Raw genomic sequence first — 22,097 nt, 5'->3', positions numbered from 1 at the left:
CCCAGCTTCCTGCTCCCGCAGGATCGCAATGATCTGCTCTTCCGTGAACTTCGATCTCTTCATGTCCGGTCCTTTCCTTGGGCCGGACTCTAGCATCAGATGGACGAGTGATCGGGGGTCACAGCACCAGTTCTTTCTTCTTAGTATGTAGAATTTGAGTTTCATCGGAATTAAGGTCAGGACCCATTTGATGGGGCTCTAAGCTTCTGATTCACTGCTCGAAAAGCGAGCGGTGACATGAGCAATCTTCTGGCTGACGGACGCGCAGATGGCGCGCATCGAGAGGTGACAGAACTCGTCTCGGCGAAGTCAACGAGGGAGGGTCGTTCTCACATACTGAGAGCTTCTTATCAGAAGCTTTGTTAGTATGCGGGGCTGCGTTGAAAATCCTGCCATATCACCAAGTTTAAATCTGGGAATGCTCGCTTGTGCGCCCGTTACTGTGTAGGCGCAGACATATCGCTCAGTTGTCGAGTAAAAGGTGTATACAATTTCTCCAGCGGTCTCGCCTGCGCTGCATCGATAGGTTATCGTGATCGACTCTGCCCCAGCCGTCCTTTCGTCTAGAATCTCTTGATCTTTGACGGCACTTAAGAAGCAAGCCTTTGTCTCTGAATCAGCTTGTTTTACAGTTTTGAAAATCTTCCCACTGCATCCCCGTCCAAGATCCGAATTAGCCTCTATAACTCTCAGCCGATCAGCCGCAGATTCGGGAAAGGTCGTCCATAGATAAAATTCCCACGCGGCCGGCGTCACGAAGGCGAAAGCAATCAATGCTATCAGTGCGGAAACTGAGGCATAGTACTTTTTCATTCGCAGGCCCCCCACGCACTGAAGTTATATGCCCTGTTGGATTTTGTGTTTATGTCAGCTTGGCCATAGGTTGAGTTGTAGCGATCTGCATAGCTGTGCCTCCCCAACAGATTTTCTCCCTTCATGTTTTGGCGAGAGGCCGCTACGCAAATAGCAAAATTTACAAACGTATTTCTGCCGTCAATTTCAAATTCATACGAGGAGAAACGTTAATGCTTCCGTTAGATTATGCACTCCACATGATATCTCAAGAGTGTTTTCTTTCCTGTCATATTTGAAAAATACGTAATCAGCCTCCGACCTATAAATACTCTTTGCCAATACGAAATGATCGTCAGAAATCTCTTCTGTGTCAAAATCAACCTTAATGTGCCAACCTGGGTTGTCTGTCGATTCTATCGAAATACTGCCTTGATGCTCCCAGTCACCATTGCACCTTGATTTAAGCCAGTTTTCTAGATCAATGATATCCATTCTGGTGCTCACTACCTTGGTGTCTCATCAGGTTCGGCAGGGCGTATGTCCTTCGCGCCTGGCTTGTGAGACGTCGGAATCAGGGATGTTAGTACGATCTCTTTTTTGCGAGCCTGCCCTACGCGAGCAGCCCCCGCCCCTTCAGCAGCGCCTCGACCCCCGGCATCCGGCCGCGGAAGTCGCGGTACAGCGCCTCGGCCTCGCGCGAGCCGCCGGCCGACAGGATGAAGCGTTCCAGCCGTTCCGCCGTGGCCGGGTCGAAGGCGTCGCCCGTCTCCTCGAAGGCGGCGAAGGCGTCGGCATCCATCACTTCGGACCACATGTAGCTGTAATAGCCCGCGGAATAGCCGTCGCCGGAAAAGACATGGCCGAAATGCGGGGTGGCGTGGCGCATGCGGATGGCGTGCGGCATGCCGATCCCGGCCAGAACCTCGGCCTGCCGCGCCATCGGATCTTCGGGCGGCGCGCCCTCGTGGAAGGCGAGGTCGACCAGCGCCGAGGCGACATATTCGACCGTGGCGAAGCCCTGGTCATAGGTCGCCGCCGCCACCAGCCGGTCACGCAGATCCGCCGGCATCGGCGCGCCGGTCTGCCAGTGGCGGGCATGGCGGTCCAGCACCTCGGGCACCTCCAGCCAGTGCTCGAACAGCTGGCTCGGCAGTTCGACGAAGTCGCGCGCCACGGATGTTCCGGAAATGAAAGGATGGGTCACATCCGACAGCATCTGATGCAGCGCATGGCCGAATTCGTGAAAAAGCGTCCGCGCATCGTCCCAGGACAGCAGTGCCGGGTCGCCCTTGGCGAAGTTGCAGACATTGACCACGACGGGCCGAACCTCCTCGCCCAGCTTGCGCTGGCTGCGGAAGGCCGAACACCAGGCGCCCGACCGTTTCGAGGACCGGGCGAAATAGTCGCCGATGAACACCGCCATGTGCCGGCCGTCGCGCGTCACCTCCCACGCCCGCGCGTCGGGGTGGTAAAGCGGCACGTCCAGCGGCTGGAAGGACAGCCCGAACAGCCGCTGCGCCACGTCGAAGGCCGCCTCGATCATCGCGGACAGCGGCAGATAGGGCTTCAGCGCCGCCTCGTCGAGGTCATGCTCGGCCTTGCGCCGCCGTTCCGAATAATAGCGCCAGTCCCACGGTTCCAGCCGGCCGTTGACGCCGTCTTCATGCATCATTGCCTCCAGCACCCGGGCATCGGCCTCGGCCCTGGCGCGGGCGGGCCTCCAGACCCGCATCAGCAGGTCGCGCACCCGGTCGGGACTGCCCGCCATCTCGGGTTCCAGCTTGAAGGCGGCAAAGCTCGCATGACCCAGAAGCTGCGCCCGTTCCGACCGCAGGGCGAGGATCTCGGCCGCGATGGCGCGGTTGTCGGTGTCGCCGCCATTGGCGCCGCGCGCGGTCCAGGCCTCATAGGCGGTCTCGCGCAGGTCGCGGCGCGGCGAGAATTGCAGGAAGGGCACGATCAGCGAACGGTTCAGCGTCAGCACCGCGCCCGGCTGGCCGCGGTCCGCCGCCGCGGCCCGGGCGGTGGCGACCACGAAATCCGGCAGCCCCTCCAGATCGGCCTCGGACAGCGGCATCCACCAGTCGCGCTCGTCCGCCAGCAGGTTCTGGCTGAACCGGGTGGACAGCACCGCCAGCCGCTCCTTCACCGCGGCCATCCGGTCGCGCGCCGCGCCTTCCAGCCGCGCCCCCGCCCGCAGGAACATCCGGCGATACAGTTCCAGCACCCGCAACTGCTCGGGGTCGAGGTCCAGCGCGTCGCGCCGCTGCCACAGATCCTCGATCCGCGCGAAGAGCGCGGCGTTCATCATCACCTCGGTCGAGAAGGCCGCCATCTTCGGCGCCAGATCGCGCTGCAAGGCCTCGCGCGCCGGGGTGCTGTCGGCGCCGGCGAGGTTGTAGAACACCCCCGCCACCCGGTCGAGTGTTGCCTCCGCCAGTTCCAGCGCCGCCACGGTATTGGCGAAATCGGGCGGCGCCGGGTCGGCGGCGATGGCGGCGATCCGCGCCCGCGCCTCGGCCAGCCCGCTGTCGAAGGCCGGGGCGAAATCCTCGTCGCGGATCGCGTCGAAGGGCGGCAGGGCAAAGGGCCCCGTCCATTCGGTCAGCAGCGGGTTGGGGCGGCTCGGGTCGGTCATGGCGGGCTCTCCTTCGGGGGCGAGGCTAGGCAGGGCGGCGGGAAAGGTCCAGCCTCCGCAAGGGTCGGCCGCGACACGCTCAGCCCCGGCCCCGCGGCCGCAGGGGGGCTTTCGCGGCGCCCGGCCGCGGCGTAGGGTCCGGCCGAATGGAGGACCCGATGACCGAGCCCAGCGACGCCCCATCCGCCACCGCCGCCGACATGGCCGCCCCCGACCGGGTCCCCAACCGGACCGCCGCCTTCGCGGCGCTGGCGAATCTTCTGGGCGACCGGTTCAGCCGGGCAGCGGGCGACCGCGGCCAGCACGGCCGGAACGAAAGCTATTTCCCGCCGATCCTGCCCGAGGCGGTCGCGTGGCCCGAAACCACCGCCGAGGTGTCGCGGATCATCGCCATCTGCGCGGCGCACGCGCTGCCGGTCACCGCCTGGGCCGCGGGCACCTCGCTGGAAGGCCATGCGCTGGCGGTGGAGGGCGGCCTGTCGCTCGACATGACCCGGATGGACAAGGTGCTGGAGGTCCATCCCGAAGACATGCTGGTCGTCGTCCAGCCCGGCATCACCCGCGAGGCGCTGAACGCGCAGTTGCGCGACACCGGCCTGTTCTTTCCCATCGACCCGGGCGCCAATGCGACGCTGGGGGGCATGGCCGCGACGCGCGCCAGCGGCACCACCGCCGTCCGCTATGGCACGATGCGCGACAATGTGCTGGCGACCGAGGCCGTGCTGGCCGACGGCCGCGTGATCCGCACCGGCAGCCGGGCGCGCAAATCCTCGGCCGGATACGACCTGACCGGGCTCTTCGTCGGGTCCGAGGGCACGCTCGGCATCGTCACGGAACTGACCCTGCGCCTGCACGGCCAGCCCGAGGCGATCAGCGCCGCCACCTGCGCCTTCCACGACTTCGCCCGCGCGGTCGAGACGGTCATCGCCACGATCCAGATGGGCATTCCGGTGGCGCGGATCGAGTTTCTCGACGAAGACGTGGCCGCGGCCTTCAACGCCGGTTCGGGCGCCGACATGCCGGAACTGCCGCATCTGATGGTCGAATTCCACGGCACGCCCGCGGGCGTCAAGGAACAGGCCGAACGCTTCGGCGAGATCGTGGCGGAAATGGGCGGGGCGCATTTCACCTGGGCCGACCGGCCCGAGGACCGCAACCGCCTGTGGAAGATGCGCCATGGCGCCTATCACGCCTGCCTCGGGCTGCGCCCCGGGGCGATGGGCGTCGTCACCGACATCTGCGTTCCGATCTCGCGCCTGGCCGAGGCGGTGGCGGAAACCCGCGCCGACATCGCTGCGCAGGGGCTGGTCGGCCCGATCATCGGCCATGTCGGCGACGGCAACTTCCACGCCCTGCTGCTGGTCGATCCGAACAGCCCCGACGAGGTGCAGAAGGCGAAATGGGTCGCCGCCCGCATGGCCGCGCGGGCGCATCGCCTGGGCGGCACCATGACCGGCGAACACGGGGTGGGCATGGGCAAGCGGCACCTGATGGCCGATGAACACGGCCCGGCCTGGCAGGTCATGGGCGCGATCAAGGCGGCGCTGGACCCGGCCGGGATCCTCAACCCGGGCAAGGTGGTGCCCGGTCCGGACAGCGATGCCCTCCTGCGGGAGACCCGCGCATGAGCCTGCCCGCGCCCGACACCCTGCCCCGCGTCTTCGCCGCCGCCTGGGGGGCGCGCGATGCCGAGGCGATCGCAGCACTCTTTGCCGAGGATGCCGATCTTCTGACCCTGACCGGAGCCTGGGCCGAGGGGCGGGCCGCCATCGCCGCCATCCTCGCGGGCGAACTGGCCGGCGCCTTCCTGCGCGCCCGGCTGGTGACCGGCCGGACCAAGCTGCGCGCGCTCGGCCAGGACGGGGCGGTGCTCATGCAGCGGTTCGTGCTGTCGGGGGTGCGGACGGAGGATGGGCAGGACGCGGGGCGGATCGGCACCGTGCTGTCGGCGGCGCTGCAGCCGGGGCCGGAGGGATGGGAAATCGCCTCGGCCAGCTTCTGCATCGAAAGCTGACCCTACCCCGCCAGCAGCGCCCGCGCCGCCTCGCGCGCGGCTTCGGTCACGCTCTCGCCGGCCAGCATCCGCGCCAGTTCATCGACCCGCGCGCCCGCATCCAGCGCGGTCACGGTCGAGGTGGTCATGCCGTCCGCGACCCGCTTTTCCACCCGCCAGTGCTGCGCCCCCTGCGCCGCGACCTGCGGCGAATGGGTGACGACCAGCACCTGCGCGCCCTCGGCCAGCCGCGCGAGCCGCCGGCCCACCGCATCGGCCGTCGCCCCGCCGACGCCGCGGTCGATCTCGTCGAAGATCATCGTCAGCGTGTCGGACCCGCGGGCAAGGCAGACCTTCAGCGCCAGCAGGAACCGCGACAGTTCCCCGCCCGAGGCGATGCGGTTCAGCGGCCCGGCCGGCGCGCCGGGGTTGGTGGCCACGGTGAAGGACACCGCGTCGCGCCCCTCCGGTCCCGGCTCGCCGGGGCCGACATCGGTGCGGAACAGCGCGCGTTCCATCTTCAGCGGTGCCAGTTCGCCCGCCATCGCCGCGTCGAGCCGGCCCGCCGCCTCGGCCCGCGCCGCGCTCAGCGCCGCCGCTGCCCGGTCGTAATCGGCCTCGGCCGCCTCCAGCGCTGTCTGCAACGCGCGCAGGTTGCCCGCGCCGCCGTCGATCCCCGCCAGCCGGGCGCGCAGATCGGCGGCGAGCGTGCCGAGTTCATCCGCCGCCACGCCATGCTTGCGCGCCAGCGCCCGGATCGCGAACAGCCGCTCTTCGGCGGCCTCCAACACGCGCGGATCGAAATCCAGCGCCTCCAGCGCCTGTTCGACGCCCTGCGCCGCCTCGGCCAGTTCGATCATCGCCCGGTTCAGCGCCGCCGCCGGCGCCTCCAGCCGCCCCTCGGCCCGGTCTGCCGCGCCGTCGATCCAGCGCGCGGCGTCGGCCATCATCCCCTCTGCACCCTCGGGGCCGAGCGCGGCCAGCGCCCGGGCCACATCCTCGCGAATGCGGGCCGCGCCCTGCCTCGACCGCCGGCGGGTGTCGAGTTCCGCCTCCTCGCCGGGCTGCGGATCCAGCCTGTCGAGTTCGGCGGTGGCATGGCGCAGGAACTCCTCCTCGCCCCGCGCCGTCTCCAGCGCGGTCCGGGCGGCATCCAGCGCCTTGCGCGCCGCGGCCAATCGGAACCAGGCGGCGCGGGTCTCGGCGCGCAGCGCATCCACCCCGGCAAAGGCATCCAGCAGCGCGCGATGGCCGCGCGGGTCCAGAAGGCCGCGGTCGTCATGCTGGCCGTGCAGTTCCACCAGCGTCTCCGACAGCGCCCGCAGCACCTCGCCACTGGTGCGGCGGTCGTTGACGAAGGCGGTCTTGCGGCCGTCGGCGGCGTTGATGCGCCGCAGGATCAGCTCGTCCTCCGGCGCCAGCCCCGCCTCGTCCAGCACGGCACGCGCCGGATGGCCCGGCGGCAGGTCGAAGACGGCGGTGACCTCGCCCTGCGCGGCGCCCGTGCGGACCAGATCGGCCCGCCCCCGCCAGCCCAGCACGAAGCCGAGCGCGTCGAGAAGGATCGACTTGCCGGCCCCGGTCTCGCCGGTCAGCACGTTGAGCCCGGAATGGAAGTCGAGCGTCAGCCGCTCGATGATCAGAAGGTCGCGGATCTCGAGGCTGCGCAGCATCGCCGCTTGTCCTTCGCTGGCGGGCAGTGCCCCGGACGATCCGGGATCACATCCATTCGCCCCGGACCATCTGCCGGTAGACCGCGGACAGCCAGTTGTCGCCGCTGCTTTCTGGCTTCAGGCCGCGCGCGGTCAGCAGGCGATAGCTGTCCTCGTACCAGTCGGTCGACTGGAAGTTGTAGCCGAGGATCGCCCCCGCCGTCTGCGCCTCGTTCACCAGACCCAGGGACAGATAGGCCTCGACCAGCCGGTGCAGCGCCTCGGGCGTGTGGGTTGTGGTCTGGAACTGCTCCACCACCACGCGGAAGCGGTTGATGGCCGCGGTATAGTGGCCGCGCTTCAGGTAGAAGCGGCCGATCTCCATCTCCTTGCCGGCCAGATGGTCGAAGGCGAGGTCGAATTTCAGCATGGCCGACCGGGCGTATTCGCTGTCGGGATACTGTTCGATCACCACGCGCAGCGCCTGCAGCGCCTGGAAGGTCAGGCCCTGGTCGCGGCCGACATCGTCGATCTGGTCGTAATAGGACAGCGCCAGCAGATATTGCGCATAGGCCGCGTCCTCTTCGGCCGGGTAGAAGTCGATGTAGCGTTGCGCGGCGGCGCGGCTGTTTTCGTAGTCGCGGCCCTTGTGATAGGCGAAAGCCTGCATGATCAGCGCGCGCTTGGCCCATTCGGAATAGGGGTACAGCCGCTCGATTTCCGAAAACAGCTGGGCCGCGCCATCGGGCCGGCGGCTGTTTTCCAGCTCGAATTCCGCCTTCTGGTAGATCTGCTCGGCCGTCAGCTGTTCGACCGGAATCTCCGTGTTCCGGCCCTGACCGCCGCAGGCTGCCAGAGATAGCGCGAGCGCGACTCCCGCCGCGAGTCCTGCCGCCCTGCGCCGCCGCGTCATGCCCTGCCCATCCCGTTCCTGCGTCACGTTCCTTCAGCCTTTTCGGCTCGTTCTACCGGGGTGCGGCGCTGGCCGCGCGCCCGGAGTGAGGCTGTCCTAGCACAGAAAAAACCGGGGCGCAAAACGCCTTTCTGCCGGTTTGGGCGGCGGTTCTTCTTGCGGTTGTCCGAAGATCAGGCGCAGGCGGGCAGATCGGCACGGGTCAGCCCCGCGCCGGGCAGAAACGCTTCGGCCGCGCCGCCCAGTTCGACGATGCGGAAGGCCTCGGGCTGGCGGAACAGCGCCCGCAGCAGCCGGTTGGTCAGCGCGTGGCCGGCCCGCAGGCCGACATAGCGGCCGAGGATCGGCATCCCCGCCAGCGCGAGATCGCCGAGCGCGTCCAGCATCTTGTGGCGCACGGGTTCATCCGCATGGCGCAGCCCGCCCGGGCTGAGGATGCGCGCGCCGTCGAAAACGACGGCGTTGCTGTAGGTCCCGCCGAGCGCCAGACCGTTGCGGCGCATCGCCTCGATGTCGGACTGGCGGCAGAAGGTGCGGCTGTCCGACAGTTCGCGCACGAAGGTGCCGTTGGCGAGCGTCAGGCTCTTGCCCTGCCGGCCGATGGCGGCATCGGCGAAGTCGATGTCGAAGCGCATGTCCAGCACGTCGCCCGCCGGTTCCAGCCGCGCCAGCGCCGGTCCCTCGTTCACCTCGACCGCCGACAGGATGCGCAGCGCCCGCACCGGTTCCTGCAACTCGCGCAGGCCGCGCGCCATGATGCCCGCGACGAAGGGCGCCGCGGATCCGTCGAGGATCGGCACTTCCGGCCCGTCGATCTCGATCAGCGCGTTGTGCAGGCCGCAGCCGGCCAGCGCCGCCATGATATGTTCGATGGTCGAAACGGTCGCCCCCGCGCCATTGGCGATCAGCGTGCACAATTTCGACGGCACCACCGCATCCCACGAGGCCCGGATCAGCGGGTCCGCGATGTCGAGGTCGGTGCGGCGGAACCAGATGCCGAAATTCGCGGCGGCGGGGTGCAGCGTCATCCGCACCGGCGCACCGGAATGCAATCCCAGCCCGTGGAAGCTCAGCGGTGAACGGATAGTGGTCTGCACGGCTCTACCTCTGGTTTGCCGCCGGTTTGGGTCCGGCGTTGATGCCGGCGGCGAAGAAACCTGCCGGCACGTTCGGAGGTAGGCCCTGACGGTTTCAACCGCAATTCACTGATTGCAACGGGTTGAAACATTAACAGAGCGTTTAGGCAGGGCGTTGCCGATGATGATGCCGCCTTGCGGCAAGCCGTTGTTCCGAAAGAGAAAGGGCCGGGTTTCCCCGGCCCTTTCCGAGTCTATTTTGTGACCGCGTCAGTTCGCTTGGCGGCGCAGGAAGGCCGGGATTTCGATCCTGTCCTGCTCCGGGTCGTTCTCGGGTTCGTCGTCATAGGCCGAGGTCACCGGCGGCTGCTGGCGCATCGGCGGGGCGGCGCGTTCGGCATGGCCCTCGGCCGACCCGGTCATCCGGTTGATCAGCGAGTTGATCCCGAAGCGCGGCTTTTCGGCCTGCGGCTGCTGGCGCGGGGCGGGCTGTCCCGCGGCGGCGGGACGCTGCCCTGCCTGCGGGCGGGGGGCGCCGGCCGTGGCCGGGGCCTTGGCCACCGCCTGCTGCAGCCGGGCCAGCGCCTCGGGCGAGGGCGTGCCGGGCGAGCGCGGACGCGGCGCGACGAAGGCCGAGGCATCGTCGTCGAACCGGGCATCGCGCGCGGCGTGCTGCGGCGGGGCCGGTTGCGGGCGATAGGCCGGGGCCGGCATCTCGTCCTCGGCCAGCTGCTCGGTCAACTCGTCCTCGAAGCTCTTGGGCTGGAAGCCGGGGAAGCTGTCCTGCGCCTCGGGCTCATGCGCCACCGGTTCGGGCGCGGCCGGTCGGGCGGGCTCGGCCGAAGGTTGCGGCGCGGGGCGCTGCGCGGCCGGCTGCGGCGCGGGGGCAGCGGGCTGTTGCGGCGGCAGCGGCTTCGACATGCTGCGGCGGGGCACCGGCACCTCGGCCTGGGCCGGGGCGGCGTCGATGCCCGTGGCCACGACCGACACGCGCATCGTGCCTTCCATCTCGGGGTCGAGCGTCGAGCCCACGATGATGTTCGCGTCCGGGTCCACCTCTTCGCGGATCCGGTTCGCCGCCTCGTCCAGCTCGAACAGCGTCAGGTCATAGCCGCCGGTGATGTTGATCAGCACGCCCTTGGCGCCGCGCAGGCTGATCTCGTCCAGCAGCGGGTTGGCGATGGCCTTCTCGGCGGCCTGCACGGCGCGGTTCTCGCCCGAGGCGTCGCCGGTGCCCATCATCGCCTTGCCCATCTCGTCCATCACCGAACGCACGTCGGCGAAGTCGAGGTTGATCAGGCCGGGCCGCACCATCAGGTCAGAGATGCCCTTGACGCCCTGGTACAGCACGTCGTCGGCCATCGCGAAGGCTTCGGTGAAGGTCGTCTTCTCGTTGGCCAGACGGAACAGGTTCTGGTTCGGGATGATGATGAGGGTGTCGACCACCTTCTGCAGCGCCTCGACCCCCGCCTCGGCCTGCCGCATCCGCTTGGACCCTTCGAACTGGAAGGGCTTGGTGACAACGCCCACCGTCAGTACGCCCAGTTCGCGGGCGGCCTGCGCGATGATCGGCGCGGCGCCGGTGCCGGTGCCGCCGCCCATGCCGGCGGTGATGAAGCACATATGCGCGCCCGCCAGATGATCGACGATCTGCTCGATCGATTCCTCGGCCGCCGCGGCGCCCACCGAAGGACGCGCCCCCGCGCCCAGCCCCTCGGTCACCTTGGCGCCGATCTGCACCCGCGCCCGCGACCGGCTTTGCGCCAGCGCCTGCGCATCGGTGTTGGCCACCACGAACTCGACCCCGTCGAGCTGCTTGTCGATCATGTTGTTGACGGCGTTGCCGCCGGCGCCGCCCACACCGAACACGGTGATCCGCGGCTTCAGCTCTTCGTGATCGCTCATCATCAGGTTCAGTGTCATCGGTGATCCGCCTGTCTTGTCTGCCGGCCTGTCTGCCGCTCCCGATGACGACTGGCCGTTTTACCCCGCACTGTCTCGATTCTAGCCCCAGACGCGTGCAACGTCACGAAAAAAAGCGGGAAACACCCCAAATATGGGGTGCCCATCGGCCATGCCAGCGGCATTTCGCCGAGTCTTCACGATCTTGCGGGCCGGTGTTGATGTGTCACCAGTTGTCGCGGAACCATTTCACCGCGCGTTTCAGCGACCGGGCGGGATAACGTTCGGCGGGAATCTCGAAATCCCACCACTCGTCCTGCGGATGCGCCGCGAACAGGCACAGCCCCACGGCCGAGGCAAAGGCCGCCCCGGTGGCCGCCTGCGGCAGGCCCTGCACCCGCAGCGGCCGGCCCAGCCGGACGTTCTGGCCCAGGATGCGCGCCGCCAGCGCGTCCAGCCCCGGGATCTGGCTGGCGCCGCCGGTCAGCACGATCTGCTGGCTCGGCAGATGCTCGAACCCCGCAGCGTCGAGCCGGGCACGCACGTCCTCGAGGATCTCTTCCACGCGGGGACGCATGATGCCGATCAGCTCCGTCCGGCTGACCTTGCGGCGGTCGCGTTCCCAATCGCCGGAATCGCCGCCGATCTCGATCATCTCGCGGTCGTCCATGCCGGTGGCCACCACCCCGCCATAGAAGGTCTTGATCCGTTCGGCCGTGGCCATCGGCACCTGCAGGCCCTTGGCGATATCGCCGGTGACGTGATCGCCGCCCATGCGCACCGAGTCGGCATAGATCATGTGCTTCTTGATGAAGATCGACAGGCCGGTGGCGCCGCCCCCCATGTCGATGCAGGCCGCGCCCAGTTCCTGTTCGTCCTCGACGAGGCTCGCCACCCCCGAGACATAGGCCGAGGAGGCCAGCCCCGCGAGTTCCAGGTCGCAGCGCTTGATGCAATGCAGGAGGTTCTGCAGCGCCGAGGTGTCGGCCGTCAGCAGGTGCATGTCGCAGGCCAGCCGGTGCCCGATCTGCCCGCGCGGATCGGCCAGCCCCGTCCGGTGGTCCAGCGCGAAGTTCACCGGCTGGGCATGCAGCACCTCGCGCCCCGGCCCGTAATCCGGCACGTCGCAGGCGGCCAGCACCCGCGCCACGTCCTGTTCGCTGACCTCGCTGCCCTGCACCTCGATCTCGCCCGCAAGGCCATAGCTGCGCGGATGGGCGCCGGCGAGGCAGGCGATGACGTGATCGACGCGGACATTGGCCATCTTCTGCGCGGCCTGCACCGCGGTGCGGATCGCGCGTTCGGTTTCCTGCATCGCGTCGATCTCGCCGAAGCGGACGCCGCGCGACCGTGTGGTCGCCGCGCCGATCACCCGGAACGAGGATTGCCCCGCCATCGAGCCCAGCCCGTCTTCGCGGAACTGTTCCGGCCCGTCGAAGCGCAGCACCAGGCAGGCGATCTTCGAGGTGCCCACGTCGAGGATGGCGATCACGCCGCGCTGCATGGCCGCGCGCCGCATGTTCCGCATCGCCCGTTGCGACTGATAGAGGTCCGTCATCGCCCTGCCCTTTCCCGCTCGCCCGCCGCCCGCATCGTCAATTCGCCGCCATCAGTTCGCTGCCGCCCGCGTCACCCGCGGCTCTTCGCCCCGCAGCCGGGCCAGCGCATCCGGCCCCAGCCGCAGCGTCGGCCGTTTCGCGCTGCGCATGTCCACCACCGTCAGGTCGCGCTCGAAGATGTCCTCGGCCTGATCCAGCGCGATCACCCGTTCCAGCGCCGCCACCGGCTCGACCTCGGGCAGCAGCACCCGCTGCCCCCGGTCCAGCATCAGGTCCCAGCGACGCTCGCCCACCCGGACCAGCCCGCGCACCCGGCCCGCGACCGGCTCCGCCGCGGCCAGCAGGGCCAGCGCCTCGGGCGCCGCGGCATCGGCGCCGATGCCCGCCACCAGCGGCAGGTCGGGCCGCGCCTCGCGCGCGGTCAGGCCCGCGATGGTGTGTCCGGTCTCGTCCAGCAGGAACAGGCCCTGCGTTGTCCGCCAGACCAGCGCCGGGTCGCGCTCGGTCACGTCCACCTGCAGCACGCCGCCGGCGCGGACGCGCAGTTCCGCCCGCTGCACCGCGTCGATCGCCTCGATCGTGGCCCGCAGCGCCTCGAGGTCCAGCGCGAAGGAGGACACCGGAAACTCCACCGCCACCACGCTGCGGATGGCGTTGGCCAGCGGTTCCGACGCACCGTCCACGGCCATCATCGTCACCATGAACTCGGGCCGCTCCTGCACCGATTTCGACACGTCGGCCACCCGCTCGGTCAGGCTGGCGCGGCGCGCGGGGTCCGACAGCCACAGCCCCGCCGCCATCGCCAGCAGGAAGGCCGGCAGCCCCACCCGCAGCAGCGAGCGGAACAGCGGCGTCAGCCACAGCCGGTGCATCCGGTAGGCGACCCGGCTGGGCGCGGGGTCGCGGCGGGGCGCGGCAAGCCGGCCCTCCTCGGCGTTCAGCGACCGCATGAGGCATCCTCCACGATCCAGCGGCACAGTTCCGGGAAGGGTATGCCGCAGGTTGCCGCCTGTTCCGGCGACAGCGAGGTGGGCGTCATCCCCGGCTGGGTGTTGGTTTCCAGCAGCACCAGACCCGCCAGCCCCCGCGTGTCGTCCCAGCGGAAATCGGTACGGCTGAGCCCGCGGCAGCCCAGCGCCCGGTGCGCGCGCAGCGCGTAGTCGAGGCAGGCGGCGGTGATCTCGTCCGGCAGCTCGGCGGGCACCACATGGCGCGATCCGCCGGGGGCGTATTTGGCGTGATAGTCGTACCAGCCCTCGGTGACGATCTCGGTCACGCACAGCGCCCGGTCGTCGAGGACCGAACAGGTCAGTTCCCGGCCCGGCACATAGGCCTCGACCATCACCACCGCCGGCATCTCGGGCCCCAGCTGCGGCGGGCCATTCGCCGCCGCCTGCACGAGGTAGACCCCGACGGAGGACCCTTCGGCATTCGGTTTGACCACATAGGGCGGCGGCATCACATGCCCCGCCGCCACCGTGTCGCGCGCGGCCAGAAGGCTGTCGACCACCGGCAGGCCGGCGGCGCGATAGGCGGCCTTGCTGCGGGTCTTGTCCATCGCCAGCGCCGAGGCCAGCACGCCGGAATGCGTGTAGGGAAGGCGCAGCCATTCCAGCAGGCCCTGGACGCAGCCATCCTCGCCCCAGCGGCCATGCAGCGCGTTGAAACAGACGTCGGGCGCAACCTCGGCCAGCCGCGACGGCAGGTCGGGGCCGGCATCGACCTCGACCACCTCGAATCCCGCCACCCTCAGCGCGGCGGCGCATTCGCGCCCCGTCGACAGCGACACCTCGCGCTCGGCCGAGGGTCCGCCCATCAATACCGCCACCTTGGGGGTTGCCCTGCTCGACACACCCGCCACGTTCGCCTGCTCCGGGGCCTTGGACTGCCCCTTATCTTGTTCATTGCGCCGGGTTTTTACCGGCTTGTCGTCGCGCCCGGTTCGCCGATGCGCATGATTTCCCACTCTAGATGAATTCCCGAGTGCTGCAAAACCTTTTCGCGCACCTCCTCGCCCAGACCTTCCAGATCGGCGGCCGTCGCCCCGCCGGCATTGATCAGGAAGTTGGAATGCATCTCGGACATCTGCGCCCCGCCCCGCCGGGCGCCGCGCATCCCCGCCGCGTCGATCACCTTCCAGGCCTTCAGGTCCTGCACGTCATCGGCGCGCCCGGTGGAGCTGAACCCGGCCGGATTGCGGAAGGTGGACCCGGCGGACCGCTCCTTCGAGGGCTGGCTGGCATCGCGGCGGGCGATCTGGTCGTCCATCCGGGCGGCCAGTTCCGCAGGATCGCCCGCCGGCGCCTCGAACACCGCCTCGACCAGCACCCAGCCTTCCGGCAGATGCGACTGGCGATAGCCAAGGCGCAGGTCGGCGGCGGCCAGCACCACCGCCTGCCCGTCGCGGGTCACCGCCCGCACCTCGACCAGATGGTCCGCGACATAACTGCCATAGCAGCCGGCATTCATCCGCACCGCGCCGCCGATGCTGCCGGGAATGGTGCGCAGGAAGGTCAGGTCCAGCCCCGCCTCGGCCGCGCGCCGCGCCACATGCGCGTCCAGCGCCGCCGCCCCGGCGATGACGCGCTGGCCCTCGACCGCGATGCCGTTGAAGCCGCGGCCGAGCCGGATCACCACGCCGCGCAGCCCGCCGTCGCGCACGATCAGGTTCGATCCCACGCCCATCGGGAAGACCGGCATCGCGGGATCGAGCGCGCCGAGGAACGCCGCCAGATCGTCGCGGTCGGCGGGCTGGAACAGCCAGTCCGCCGGCCCGCCCACCCGCAGCCATGTCAGTTCGGCAAGGCTGCGCCCGGGGGTCAGCGCGCCGCGCAGCGGGATCTGCGACGGGTCGTTCGGGCGGGGGGCATGGGTCGGGTCGTCCGGCATCGCGGGCTCACTCGGCAGGGTCGGAAAGCCCCTTACCTACCTCGGTCACCGGCGGGCGCAAGGCCCCGCGCCACAGCGTCACCGGCGGCCAGCGCAGCGCCGCCGCCCCCAGGGCCAGCGCCCCCAGCCCGCAGAGCGGCCCGTGCTGATAGGTCAGCAGCCCGAGGATCGGCACCCCCAGCGGCACCAGCGCGAAGCTCGCGGCGCGGCGGTGGCGCGGACGCAGCAGGGGCGGCAGGTTCGAGGCCGCAAACCACAGGACCGCGAGCGCGAAGGCGATCATGCCGCCCCCCTGGCAGGTCGGCGCACAGAGGTGGCGGCCGGCCGCATCAGGCGACCTTTCCCGCCACGGCCGCCGGCGCCAGCCGCGCGGGCAGCGCGTTCGCCCAGGCCGAGATCGTGCCGGCGCCGAGGCAGACGACCATGTCGCCCGGGCGCGCCTGTTCGCGCACCAGCCGTTCCAGATCGTCCTCGCTGAGGATCGCGCGGGCATGGCGATGGCCATGGGCGATCAGCCCCGCCACCAGATCGTCGCGGCTCGCCCCCGGGATCGGGTCCTCGCCCGCGGCATATACCTCGGCGATGGCGACCACATCCGCCTCGTTGAAGCAGGTGCAGAAGTCCTCGAACAGCGCATGCAGCCGGGTAAAGCGGTGCGGCTGATGCACCGCGATCACCCGCCCCTGCGTCGCCTGCCGCGCGGCCTTCAGCACCGCCGCGATCTCGACCGGGTGGTGGCCGTAATCGTCGATCACCGTCACCCCACCCAGAACCTCGCCCACCCTGGTGAAGCGGCGGTTGACCCCGCCGAAGCCCGCCAGCGCGGCGCGGATCTCGTCCTTCTTGATCCCCAGATGCCGGGCCACGGCCACGGCGGCCAGCGCGTTCGACACATTGTGATCGCCCGGCATCGGCAGGGTGCAGCCCTCAATCACTTGGTCCTCGTTCTGCAGCGCCACGTCGAAATGCGCGGTGCCGTTCTCGTAGCGCAGGTTCAGCGCCCGCACGTCCGCCTGGGCGTTGAAGCCGAAGGTGACAATCCGGCGGTCGGTGACGCGGCCCACCAGCGCCTGCACCTCGGGGTGGTCGGTGCAGCAGACCGCCAGCCCGTAGAAGGGCACGTTGGTGACGAAATCCTGAAACCCGCGGCGCAGCGCGTCGAAGCTGCCCCAGTGCTCCATATGCTCGGGGTCGATATTGGTGACGATGGCGATGGTCGCGGGCAGCCGGTTGAAGCTGCCGTCGCTTTCATCGGCCTCGACCACCATCCATTCGCCTGCGCCGGCCCGCGCGTTCGAGCCATAGGCATGGATGATGCCGCCGTTGATCACGGTCGGGTCCAGCCCGCCCTTGTCCAGCAGCGTCGCCACCATCGTCGTCGTGGTGGTCTTGCCATGGGTGCCGGCCACCGCGATGTTCGACCGCAGCCGCATCAGTTCGGCCAGCATCTCGGCCCGGCGCACCACCGGCAGCTTGCGCCGCCGCGCCTCGGCCAGTTCCGGGTTGTCCGCCTTGATCGCCGAAGAGACGACGATCACCGCCGCCTCGCCGATATTCTCGGCCCGCTGGCCCTCGAACACGGTCGCGCCCAGAGACACCAGCCGGTCGGTGATCTTCGACGCCTTCAGGTCCGATCCCTGCACCCGGTAGCCCAGCGTCATCAGCACCTCGGCGATACCCGACATGCCGATACCGCCGATCCCGACGAAGTGAATGGGGCCGAGTTCCCCCGGCAGTTTCGTGGCAGCGTTCATGTCCTGGCCTTCCTGTCGGCAATCTCTTCCACGAGCGCGGCAAGCCGCTCCGTCGCGTCGGGGACACCCTGTCCCAACGCGGAAAGCGCCATCTGCAGCGCCCCGGCCGGATTGTCCAGCACCAGCGCCACCTGTTCGGCCAGCACCTCGGGCGTGACCCGGCGTTCGGGCAGCAGCACGGCGGCATTGGCCTGGGTCAGGCCGCGCGCGTTGGCGGTCTGGTGGTCGCCCGCCGCCGCGGCAAAGGGGATCAGGATCGCCGGCCGCCCGATGACCGAGATGTCGGCCACCGACGAGGCGCCGGAACGCGAGATCACCAGCTGCGCCTCGGACAGGCGGCGGGGCACGTCGTCGAAGAAGGGCCGCACCTCGGCATCCAGCCCCGCCCCGGCATAGGCGGCCGTCACCCGGTCCAGATCCTCGGGCCGGGCCTGATGGGCGATGCGCAGGCGGTCGCGCAGCGGGGCGGGCAGCAGGGCCAGCGCCGCCGGCACCACATCCGACAGGATGCGCGCGCCCTGGCTGCCGCCGATCACCAGCAGGTTCATCGGATAGTCGCCGGGCGGGATATAGGGCGCGCCGGCCCGGTCCAGCACCGCCGCCCGCACCGGGTTGCCGGTATGGACACCCTCGACGCCCGGAGGCAGCTCGGCGGGCCATGTGCCGCAGGCGAAGGCATCGACATGGCGGGCGAAGCGGCGGTTCACCTGCCCCGGCACCGCGTTCTGTTCATGGATCATCCGCGGCAGGCGCAGCGCCACCGCCGCGGCCAGCGCCGGGATCGAGGGGTAGCCGCCGAAGCCCACCACCACCGCCGGCCGGTCGCGCAGCATCGCCGCCATCGCCGAGGCTACCCCGCCGGCAATGCGGAAGGGCGTGGCAAGCTTCGCCGCCGCGCCGCCGCGGGCGAAGGTGGCCGAACCCACCTGCTCCACCGTCACCGCCTGCGGAAAGCCGCCGGCATAGCGCGCGCCCCGCGCATCGGTGGACAGCTTCACCCGCCAGCCGCGGGCCAGCATCGCTTCGGCCAGCGCCTGCGCGGGGAACATGTGCCCGCCCGTGCCCCCGGCCGCGATCAGCAGCAGCGGCGCGCCTGCGGCCCCCGATGCCATCGCCGGGGCTGCGGCGGCCATCTCAGCGGCCCCGCCGCGCCAGCAGGTCGCCGATCTCGCCCTGCGGCCGCGACCGGGTGAAGGCCAGCAGCATCCCCACCGCGATCCCCGAGGCGATGACGGACGACCCGCCATAGCTGACGAAGGGCAGCGTCATCCCCTTGGCCGGCAAGAGCCGCACCGCCACCCCCATGTTGATCATCGCCTGCACGCCGACCGCCGCGGCCAGCCCCGCCCCTGCCAGCCGGGTGAAGGGGTCGCGTTCGCGCATCAGGCGAAAGAAGCTGCGCACCACCACGGTGGCGTAAAGCGCGATGATGCACAGCACCAGGATCAGGCCATATTCCTCGGCCGCGACGGCGATGATGAAGTCGGTATGGGCATCGGGCAGCGACCATTTCACCTGACCCTCGCCCACGCCGACGCCGAAGAAGCCGCCGTTCTGGATCGCGTTGGTCGCATAGCCGATCTGGGTGCGCGGGTCGATTTCCGCCGACAGGAAGCCGTTGATCCGCCGGGCGAAGTGTTCGGAGCTTTCATAGGCGCCGAAGCCCCCCATGACGACGAGCCCGAGGATGGTGACCAGCAGCAGGAAGGGGGCGCCGCCGATGAAATAGACCACGCCCCAGGAAAACAGCACGAGGCAGGCCTGCCCGAAATCCGGCTGCGCGGCCAGGAACAGCACCACCACCACCGCGATCACGAAGCTGTAGAGCCGCCCGGGCGGACCGTCGAGATCCTGCGCCGCCGCCACCAGCCAGGCCGACAGCACCACGAAACCGGGTTTGAGGAATTCCGACGGCTGCACCGAGCCGAAGCCGAGGCTGAACCAGCGCACCGCGCCCTTGCCGAAATCGGTACCGAAGAAGGGCAGCGCCATCAGCCCGAGGAAGGCGATCAGGAACAGCAGCACCCCGAGCCGGCGCACCTGCTGCGGCGACAGCATCGACAGCGCCAGCATCACCGCCAGCGCGATGCCCCCGAAGAAGGCCTGCCGCTGGACATAGTAGAAGGGGTCGAGCCCGTTCTTTTCGGCCAGCGGCGGCGAGGCCGCCAGCCCCAGCAGCATCCCGATGCCGAACAGCAGCAGCACCGAGGTCAGCGACCACTTGTCGATTGTGCGCCACCACCGCGGCAGAACGGGTTCACCCGTCCTGACCGGCATGGTGCCGAAGACCATTTCCGTCATCGAATTACCGCTTTCACTGCCTCGGGATGCCCGTTTGCCGGGTCTGCGGGAAAGGATAGCGGAAGCGGGGCCGTGGCGCTAGGGGGCGCGGCGGGGGCAGACCCGCCGCCGGGTCGCCGTCAGCCGCGGCGTCGCCGCAGCGCCGCCAGTGCCCCCAGCCCCACCACCAGCAATGGCAACGAGGCGGGCAGCGGCACCGGAGCCGGCAGCATTTGCTGCACCGACAGCTGCGTCACGGTACCGTCCCAGAACACATAGCGGTCCTCGACGCCGCCACCCTGGCTGAACTGGAGGAAAGAGATGGAGAAGTAGTCGAAGGGCTCCACGGCGTTTTCATAGCCGGCCAGGTCCTCCAGCGCCGCGTCCAGTTCGGTCGAGCCGAACACGGACTCCGTGTGGTCGGACAGGTGCAGCGTGAAGCCCGACAGGTCGGCGCCGGGGCCAAGGTCGATGGGCCGGTCATAGGTGTTGCCGCCCGCACTGAAAAGGTCTGTGGAGAAATCGGGATCGTCGTTCCAGACCTGCGCGTAGGACGGGTATGTCGACCCCATCGACCAAGTCAGCCCGCCGGTCGTCAGCGACAGGTCGATCACGGCCGGGTAGATGTCCCTTGCCGGATCATCGGCCAGCGTGCTGCTTGGCTGCACCTCATCGGTAATGGTGATCGTGCCGGTGAAGGTCTGACCGAGGCCAAAACTGTCGCCATGGTAGTTGTAGGTACCGCGCGTCTCTGTGGAGATCGAGCCGGCGTACTCCGTGATGGAGGTGATTTCACCCTCGAAACTCAGCTGCCAGGTCGATGCGGCCGCGGGGCCGGCCATGGCAACGAGAAGCGCAATCGGGGCGTAGAACGGCAGGCGCATTCCAATGATCCTTGTGTCGTCGAATGACCGCGACGCTAGGAGTTCAGAATCCATATCGGTAGCTGTATTTTGCAGCGTCCCTGACCGGTTGCGAGATTGCCACAGTCGCACCGGCGGTCGGACCCCGCCCCGAACGGTCCCCCGGGGCGGGACCGCCTTACTTCGCGGTGATCCGCCCGTCGGTATAGGGCTGGTAGGGCTGGTTCTGCGCCAGATATTCCGCCGTCACGTCGGCGAGGTCGGGGCCGAAGTCATAGGCGTTCATGCCCTCGGCCGCGAACATCGCATAGCCGTCGCCGCCGTTGCGGACATAGTTGTTGGTGACGACGCCATAGACAGTCTCGGGCTCGATGGGCGCCCAGGCCCCGTCCTTCATCACCATGACGTCGCTGATCCGGCTGCCGGCGGGCTGGCTGGCGTCGAAGCTGTATTTCAGCCCCGCCACCTGCGGGAAACGGCCGGCGCCCTCCTCGATCTGGCCCACGCCGTTTTCCAGCGCGGCGATCAGGGTCGAGCCCCGGGCCTCGAAGGTGGACAGCGTGTTCTGGAAGGGCAGCACCGTCAGCACCTCGCCCATCGTCACCTCGCCCGCGTCGATCGAGGCGCGCAAGCCCCCGCCATTGGTGATGGCGATGGTCACACCCTGGTCGGCGACCCGGTCCAGCATCGCATCGGCGACGAGGTTGCCCATCGGGCATTCGCCCGCCCGGCAGACCTCGCGCGCCCCGTCGATGGGCTCGGCCGTCTCGGCCACCACGCGGGATTTCAGTTCCTCGATCGGCCCGCCCAGTTCGGCGACCCGCGCCACCAGCACGGGGTCCGGCGTCACGCTGGCATCCAGCAGGATCGGCTCGCCCGTCGCCCCGGTCAGGTTGCCCGCATCGTCGAAGGTCAGGACCAGATGGCCCAGATACTTGGAATAGGCATAGGCCGTCACCACCGGCACCTCGGCGCCGTCTGCGCCCGCGACCATGGTCGGATAGGCGCCTGCCGCCCCCTCCATGTTGCCGAGCAGCGTGTGCGAATGCCCGCCCACCACCGCGTCGAGCCCGGGCACGGCAGCCGCGATCTCCTGATCCTTGACATAGCCCACATGGGTCAGGGCGATGATCTTGTCCACGCCCTCGCCCGCCAGCCGTTCGGCATCGGCGGTCAGGCTGTCGATCTCGTCCTGGAAGATCACGTTCGGCCCGGGCGAGGCGGTCTCGACCGTATCCGTCGCCAGCGCCGAGACGATGCCGATCTTCTCGCCGCCCACGTCCAGAACGACCGTGTCCTGCACCTTGCCCTTCAGCTCGGCCGAGCGCGACAGGTCGAGGTTGCCCGAGGTCACCGGGAAATCGACATTGTCCAGCAGTTCCAGCGTACCGTTCGGCCCGTCGTCGAATTCGTGGTTGCCGAGCGCCATGGCGTCGAAGCCCACGGCGTTCATCAGTTCGGCCACCAGTTCGCCCTTGTAGGTCGAATAGTAGAGCGAGCCCTGATACTGGTCGCCCGCATCCAGCACGATGACGTTCTCGCCCGCCGCGGTCAGCTGGTCGCGCAGCTCGTCGATCTTGGCGGCCACGCGGCCGATGCCGCCGAAGCATTCGCCCGCCGCGTCCTTGTCGGGCGCGCAGGTCGAATCGCTGGAACTGACCGGCTCGATCCGGCTGTGCAGGTCGTTGATGTGCAGGATGTGCAGCGTGTAGTCCGCCGACGCCGAACCGGCGGTCAGCGCCATCGCGGCGGCCGAGGCGAGAAGCCTGTGATACATGGGCGG

The 22,097-nt window shown here is 69.0% G+C and carries 19 protein-coding genes; 2 read left to right on the top strand and 17 right to left on the bottom strand.

Annotated features, from left to right (window positions below):
- Positions 1–309: 309 nt before the first annotated feature.
- The 3 genes from EEY80_RS16540 to EEY80_RS16530 form a co-directional block, all read right to left on the bottom strand.
- Complete coding sequence (locus tag EEY80_RS16540; protein WP_126978384.1) at positions 310–813, bottom strand: hypothetical protein; 504 nt, start codon at positions 811–813, stop codon at positions 310–312.
- A 192-nt stretch (positions 814–1,005) separates the two neighbouring features.
- Entirely contained in the window at positions 1,006–1,287 is a 282-nt protein-coding gene (locus EEY80_RS16535) for an Imm53 family immunity protein (RefSeq protein WP_126978382.1), read from the bottom strand.
- Between the two features lie 118 nt (positions 1,288–1,405).
- Positions 1,406–3,433 (bottom strand): M3 family metallopeptidase, encoded by a 2,028-nt coding sequence (locus EEY80_RS16530; RefSeq protein ID WP_126978380.1) that lies wholly within the window; start codon positions 3,431–3,433, stop codon positions 1,406–1,408.
- A 200-nt stretch (positions 3,434–3,633) separates the two neighbouring features.
- Between EEY80_RS16530 and EEY80_RS16525 the strand changes: the two genes are divergently transcribed.
- Together EEY80_RS16525 and EEY80_RS16520 are read left to right on the top strand one after the other, a co-directional pair.
- Positions 3,634–5,061, top strand: a complete 1,428-nt coding sequence (locus EEY80_RS16525; protein ID WP_205749145.1) for an FAD-binding oxidoreductase — start codon at positions 3,634–3,636, stop codon at positions 5,059–5,061.
- Entirely contained in the window at positions 5,058–5,447 is a 390-nt protein-coding gene (locus EEY80_RS16520; RefSeq protein ID WP_126978376.1) for a YybH family protein, read from the top strand. Before EEY80_RS16525 ends, EEY80_RS16520 begins: the two co-directional genes overlap by 4 nt.
- Before the next feature lie 2 nt (positions 5,448–5,449).
- Here EEY80_RS16520 and recN read toward each other — a convergent pair whose 3' ends face one another.
- The 14 genes from recN to EEY80_RS16450 form a co-directional block, all read right to left on the bottom strand.
- Positions 5,450–7,099, bottom strand: coding sequence for a DNA repair protein RecN (recN, locus tag EEY80_RS16515; RefSeq protein WP_126978374.1), 1,650 nt, complete (start codon positions 7,097–7,099; stop codon positions 5,450–5,452).
- Positions 7,100–7,145: 46 nt separating this feature from the next.
- Positions 7,146–7,991, bottom strand: a complete 846-nt coding sequence (locus EEY80_RS16510; RefSeq protein ID WP_126978398.1) for an outer membrane protein assembly factor BamD — start codon at positions 7,989–7,991, stop codon at positions 7,146–7,148.
- Between the two features lie 173 nt (positions 7,992–8,164).
- Complete coding sequence (lpxC, locus tag EEY80_RS16505; RefSeq protein WP_126978372.1) at positions 8,165–9,088, bottom strand: UDP-3-O-acyl-N-acetylglucosamine deacetylase; 924 nt, start codon at positions 9,086–9,088, stop codon at positions 8,165–8,167.
- Between the two features lie 249 nt (positions 9,089–9,337).
- Positions 9,338–10,990, bottom strand: a complete 1,653-nt coding sequence (gene ftsZ, locus EEY80_RS16500) for a cell division protein FtsZ (RefSeq protein ID WP_126978370.1) — start codon at positions 10,988–10,990, stop codon at positions 9,338–9,340.
- 205 nt (positions 10,991–11,195) lie between these two features.
- Positions 11,196–12,527, bottom strand: a complete 1,332-nt coding sequence (ftsA, locus tag EEY80_RS16495; RefSeq protein ID WP_126978368.1) for a cell division protein FtsA — start codon at positions 12,525–12,527, stop codon at positions 11,196–11,198.
- A gap of 51 nt (positions 12,528–12,578) precedes the next feature.
- On the bottom strand, positions 12,579–13,478 hold the full coding sequence (locus EEY80_RS16490; protein ID WP_126978366.1) for a cell division protein FtsQ/DivIB: 900 nt from the start codon (positions 13,476–13,478) through the stop codon (positions 12,579–12,581).
- Entirely contained in the window at positions 13,466–14,344 is an 879-nt protein-coding gene (locus EEY80_RS16485; RefSeq protein WP_235829883.1) for a D-alanine--D-alanine ligase, read from the bottom strand. The genes EEY80_RS16490 and EEY80_RS16485 overlap by 13 nt, the downstream gene beginning before the upstream one ends.
- Positions 14,345–14,445: 101 nt before the next feature.
- On the bottom strand, positions 14,446–15,417 hold the full coding sequence (gene murB / locus EEY80_RS16480; protein WP_126978364.1) for a UDP-N-acetylmuramate dehydrogenase: 972 nt from the start codon (positions 15,415–15,417) through the stop codon (positions 14,446–14,448).
- 7 nt (positions 15,418–15,424) lie between these two features.
- Entirely contained in the window at positions 15,425–15,700 is a 276-nt protein-coding gene (locus EEY80_RS16475) for a DUF2484 family protein (protein ID WP_126978362.1), read from the bottom strand.
- A gap of 46 nt (positions 15,701–15,746) precedes the next feature.
- A complete protein-coding gene (murC, locus tag EEY80_RS16470) occupies positions 15,747–17,171 on the bottom strand; it encodes a UDP-N-acetylmuramate--L-alanine ligase (protein ID WP_126978360.1) in 1,425 nt (474 codons plus the stop codon).
- Entirely contained in the window at positions 17,168–18,304 is a 1,137-nt protein-coding gene (locus EEY80_RS16465; protein WP_235829882.1) for a UDP-N-acetylglucosamine--N-acetylmuramyl-(pentapeptide) pyrophosphoryl-undecaprenol N-acetylglucosamine transferase, read from the bottom strand. Before EEY80_RS16465 ends, murC begins: the two co-directional genes overlap by 4 nt.
- Position 18,305: 1 nt before the next feature.
- Entirely contained in the window at positions 18,306–19,472 is a 1,167-nt protein-coding gene (locus EEY80_RS16460; RefSeq protein WP_126978358.1) for a peptidoglycan glycosyltransferase FtsW, read from the bottom strand.
- 119 nt (positions 19,473–19,591) lie between these two features.
- Positions 19,592–20,335: a VPLPA-CTERM sorting domain-containing protein gene (locus EEY80_RS16455; protein WP_164738285.1), complete on the bottom strand. Its 744-nt coding sequence runs from the start codon at positions 20,333–20,335 to the stop codon at positions 19,592–19,594.
- A 157-nt stretch (positions 20,336–20,492) separates the two neighbouring features.
- Positions 20,493–22,091: a bifunctional metallophosphatase/5'-nucleotidase gene (locus EEY80_RS16450; RefSeq protein WP_126978355.1), complete on the bottom strand. Its 1,599-nt coding sequence runs from the start codon at positions 22,089–22,091 to the stop codon at positions 20,493–20,495.
- Positions 22,092–22,097 lie beyond the last annotated feature (6 nt).

Origin of the sequence: Frigidibacter oleivorans, from assembly GCF_003993775.1 — a bacterium.
Classification (GTDB): domain Bacteria; phylum Pseudomonadota; class Alphaproteobacteria; order Rhodobacterales; family Rhodobacteraceae; genus Frigidibacter; species Frigidibacter oleivorans.
The sequence above is the reverse complement of the archived record's forward strand: the minus strand, read 5'-3'. Positions and strand labels throughout refer to the sequence as shown.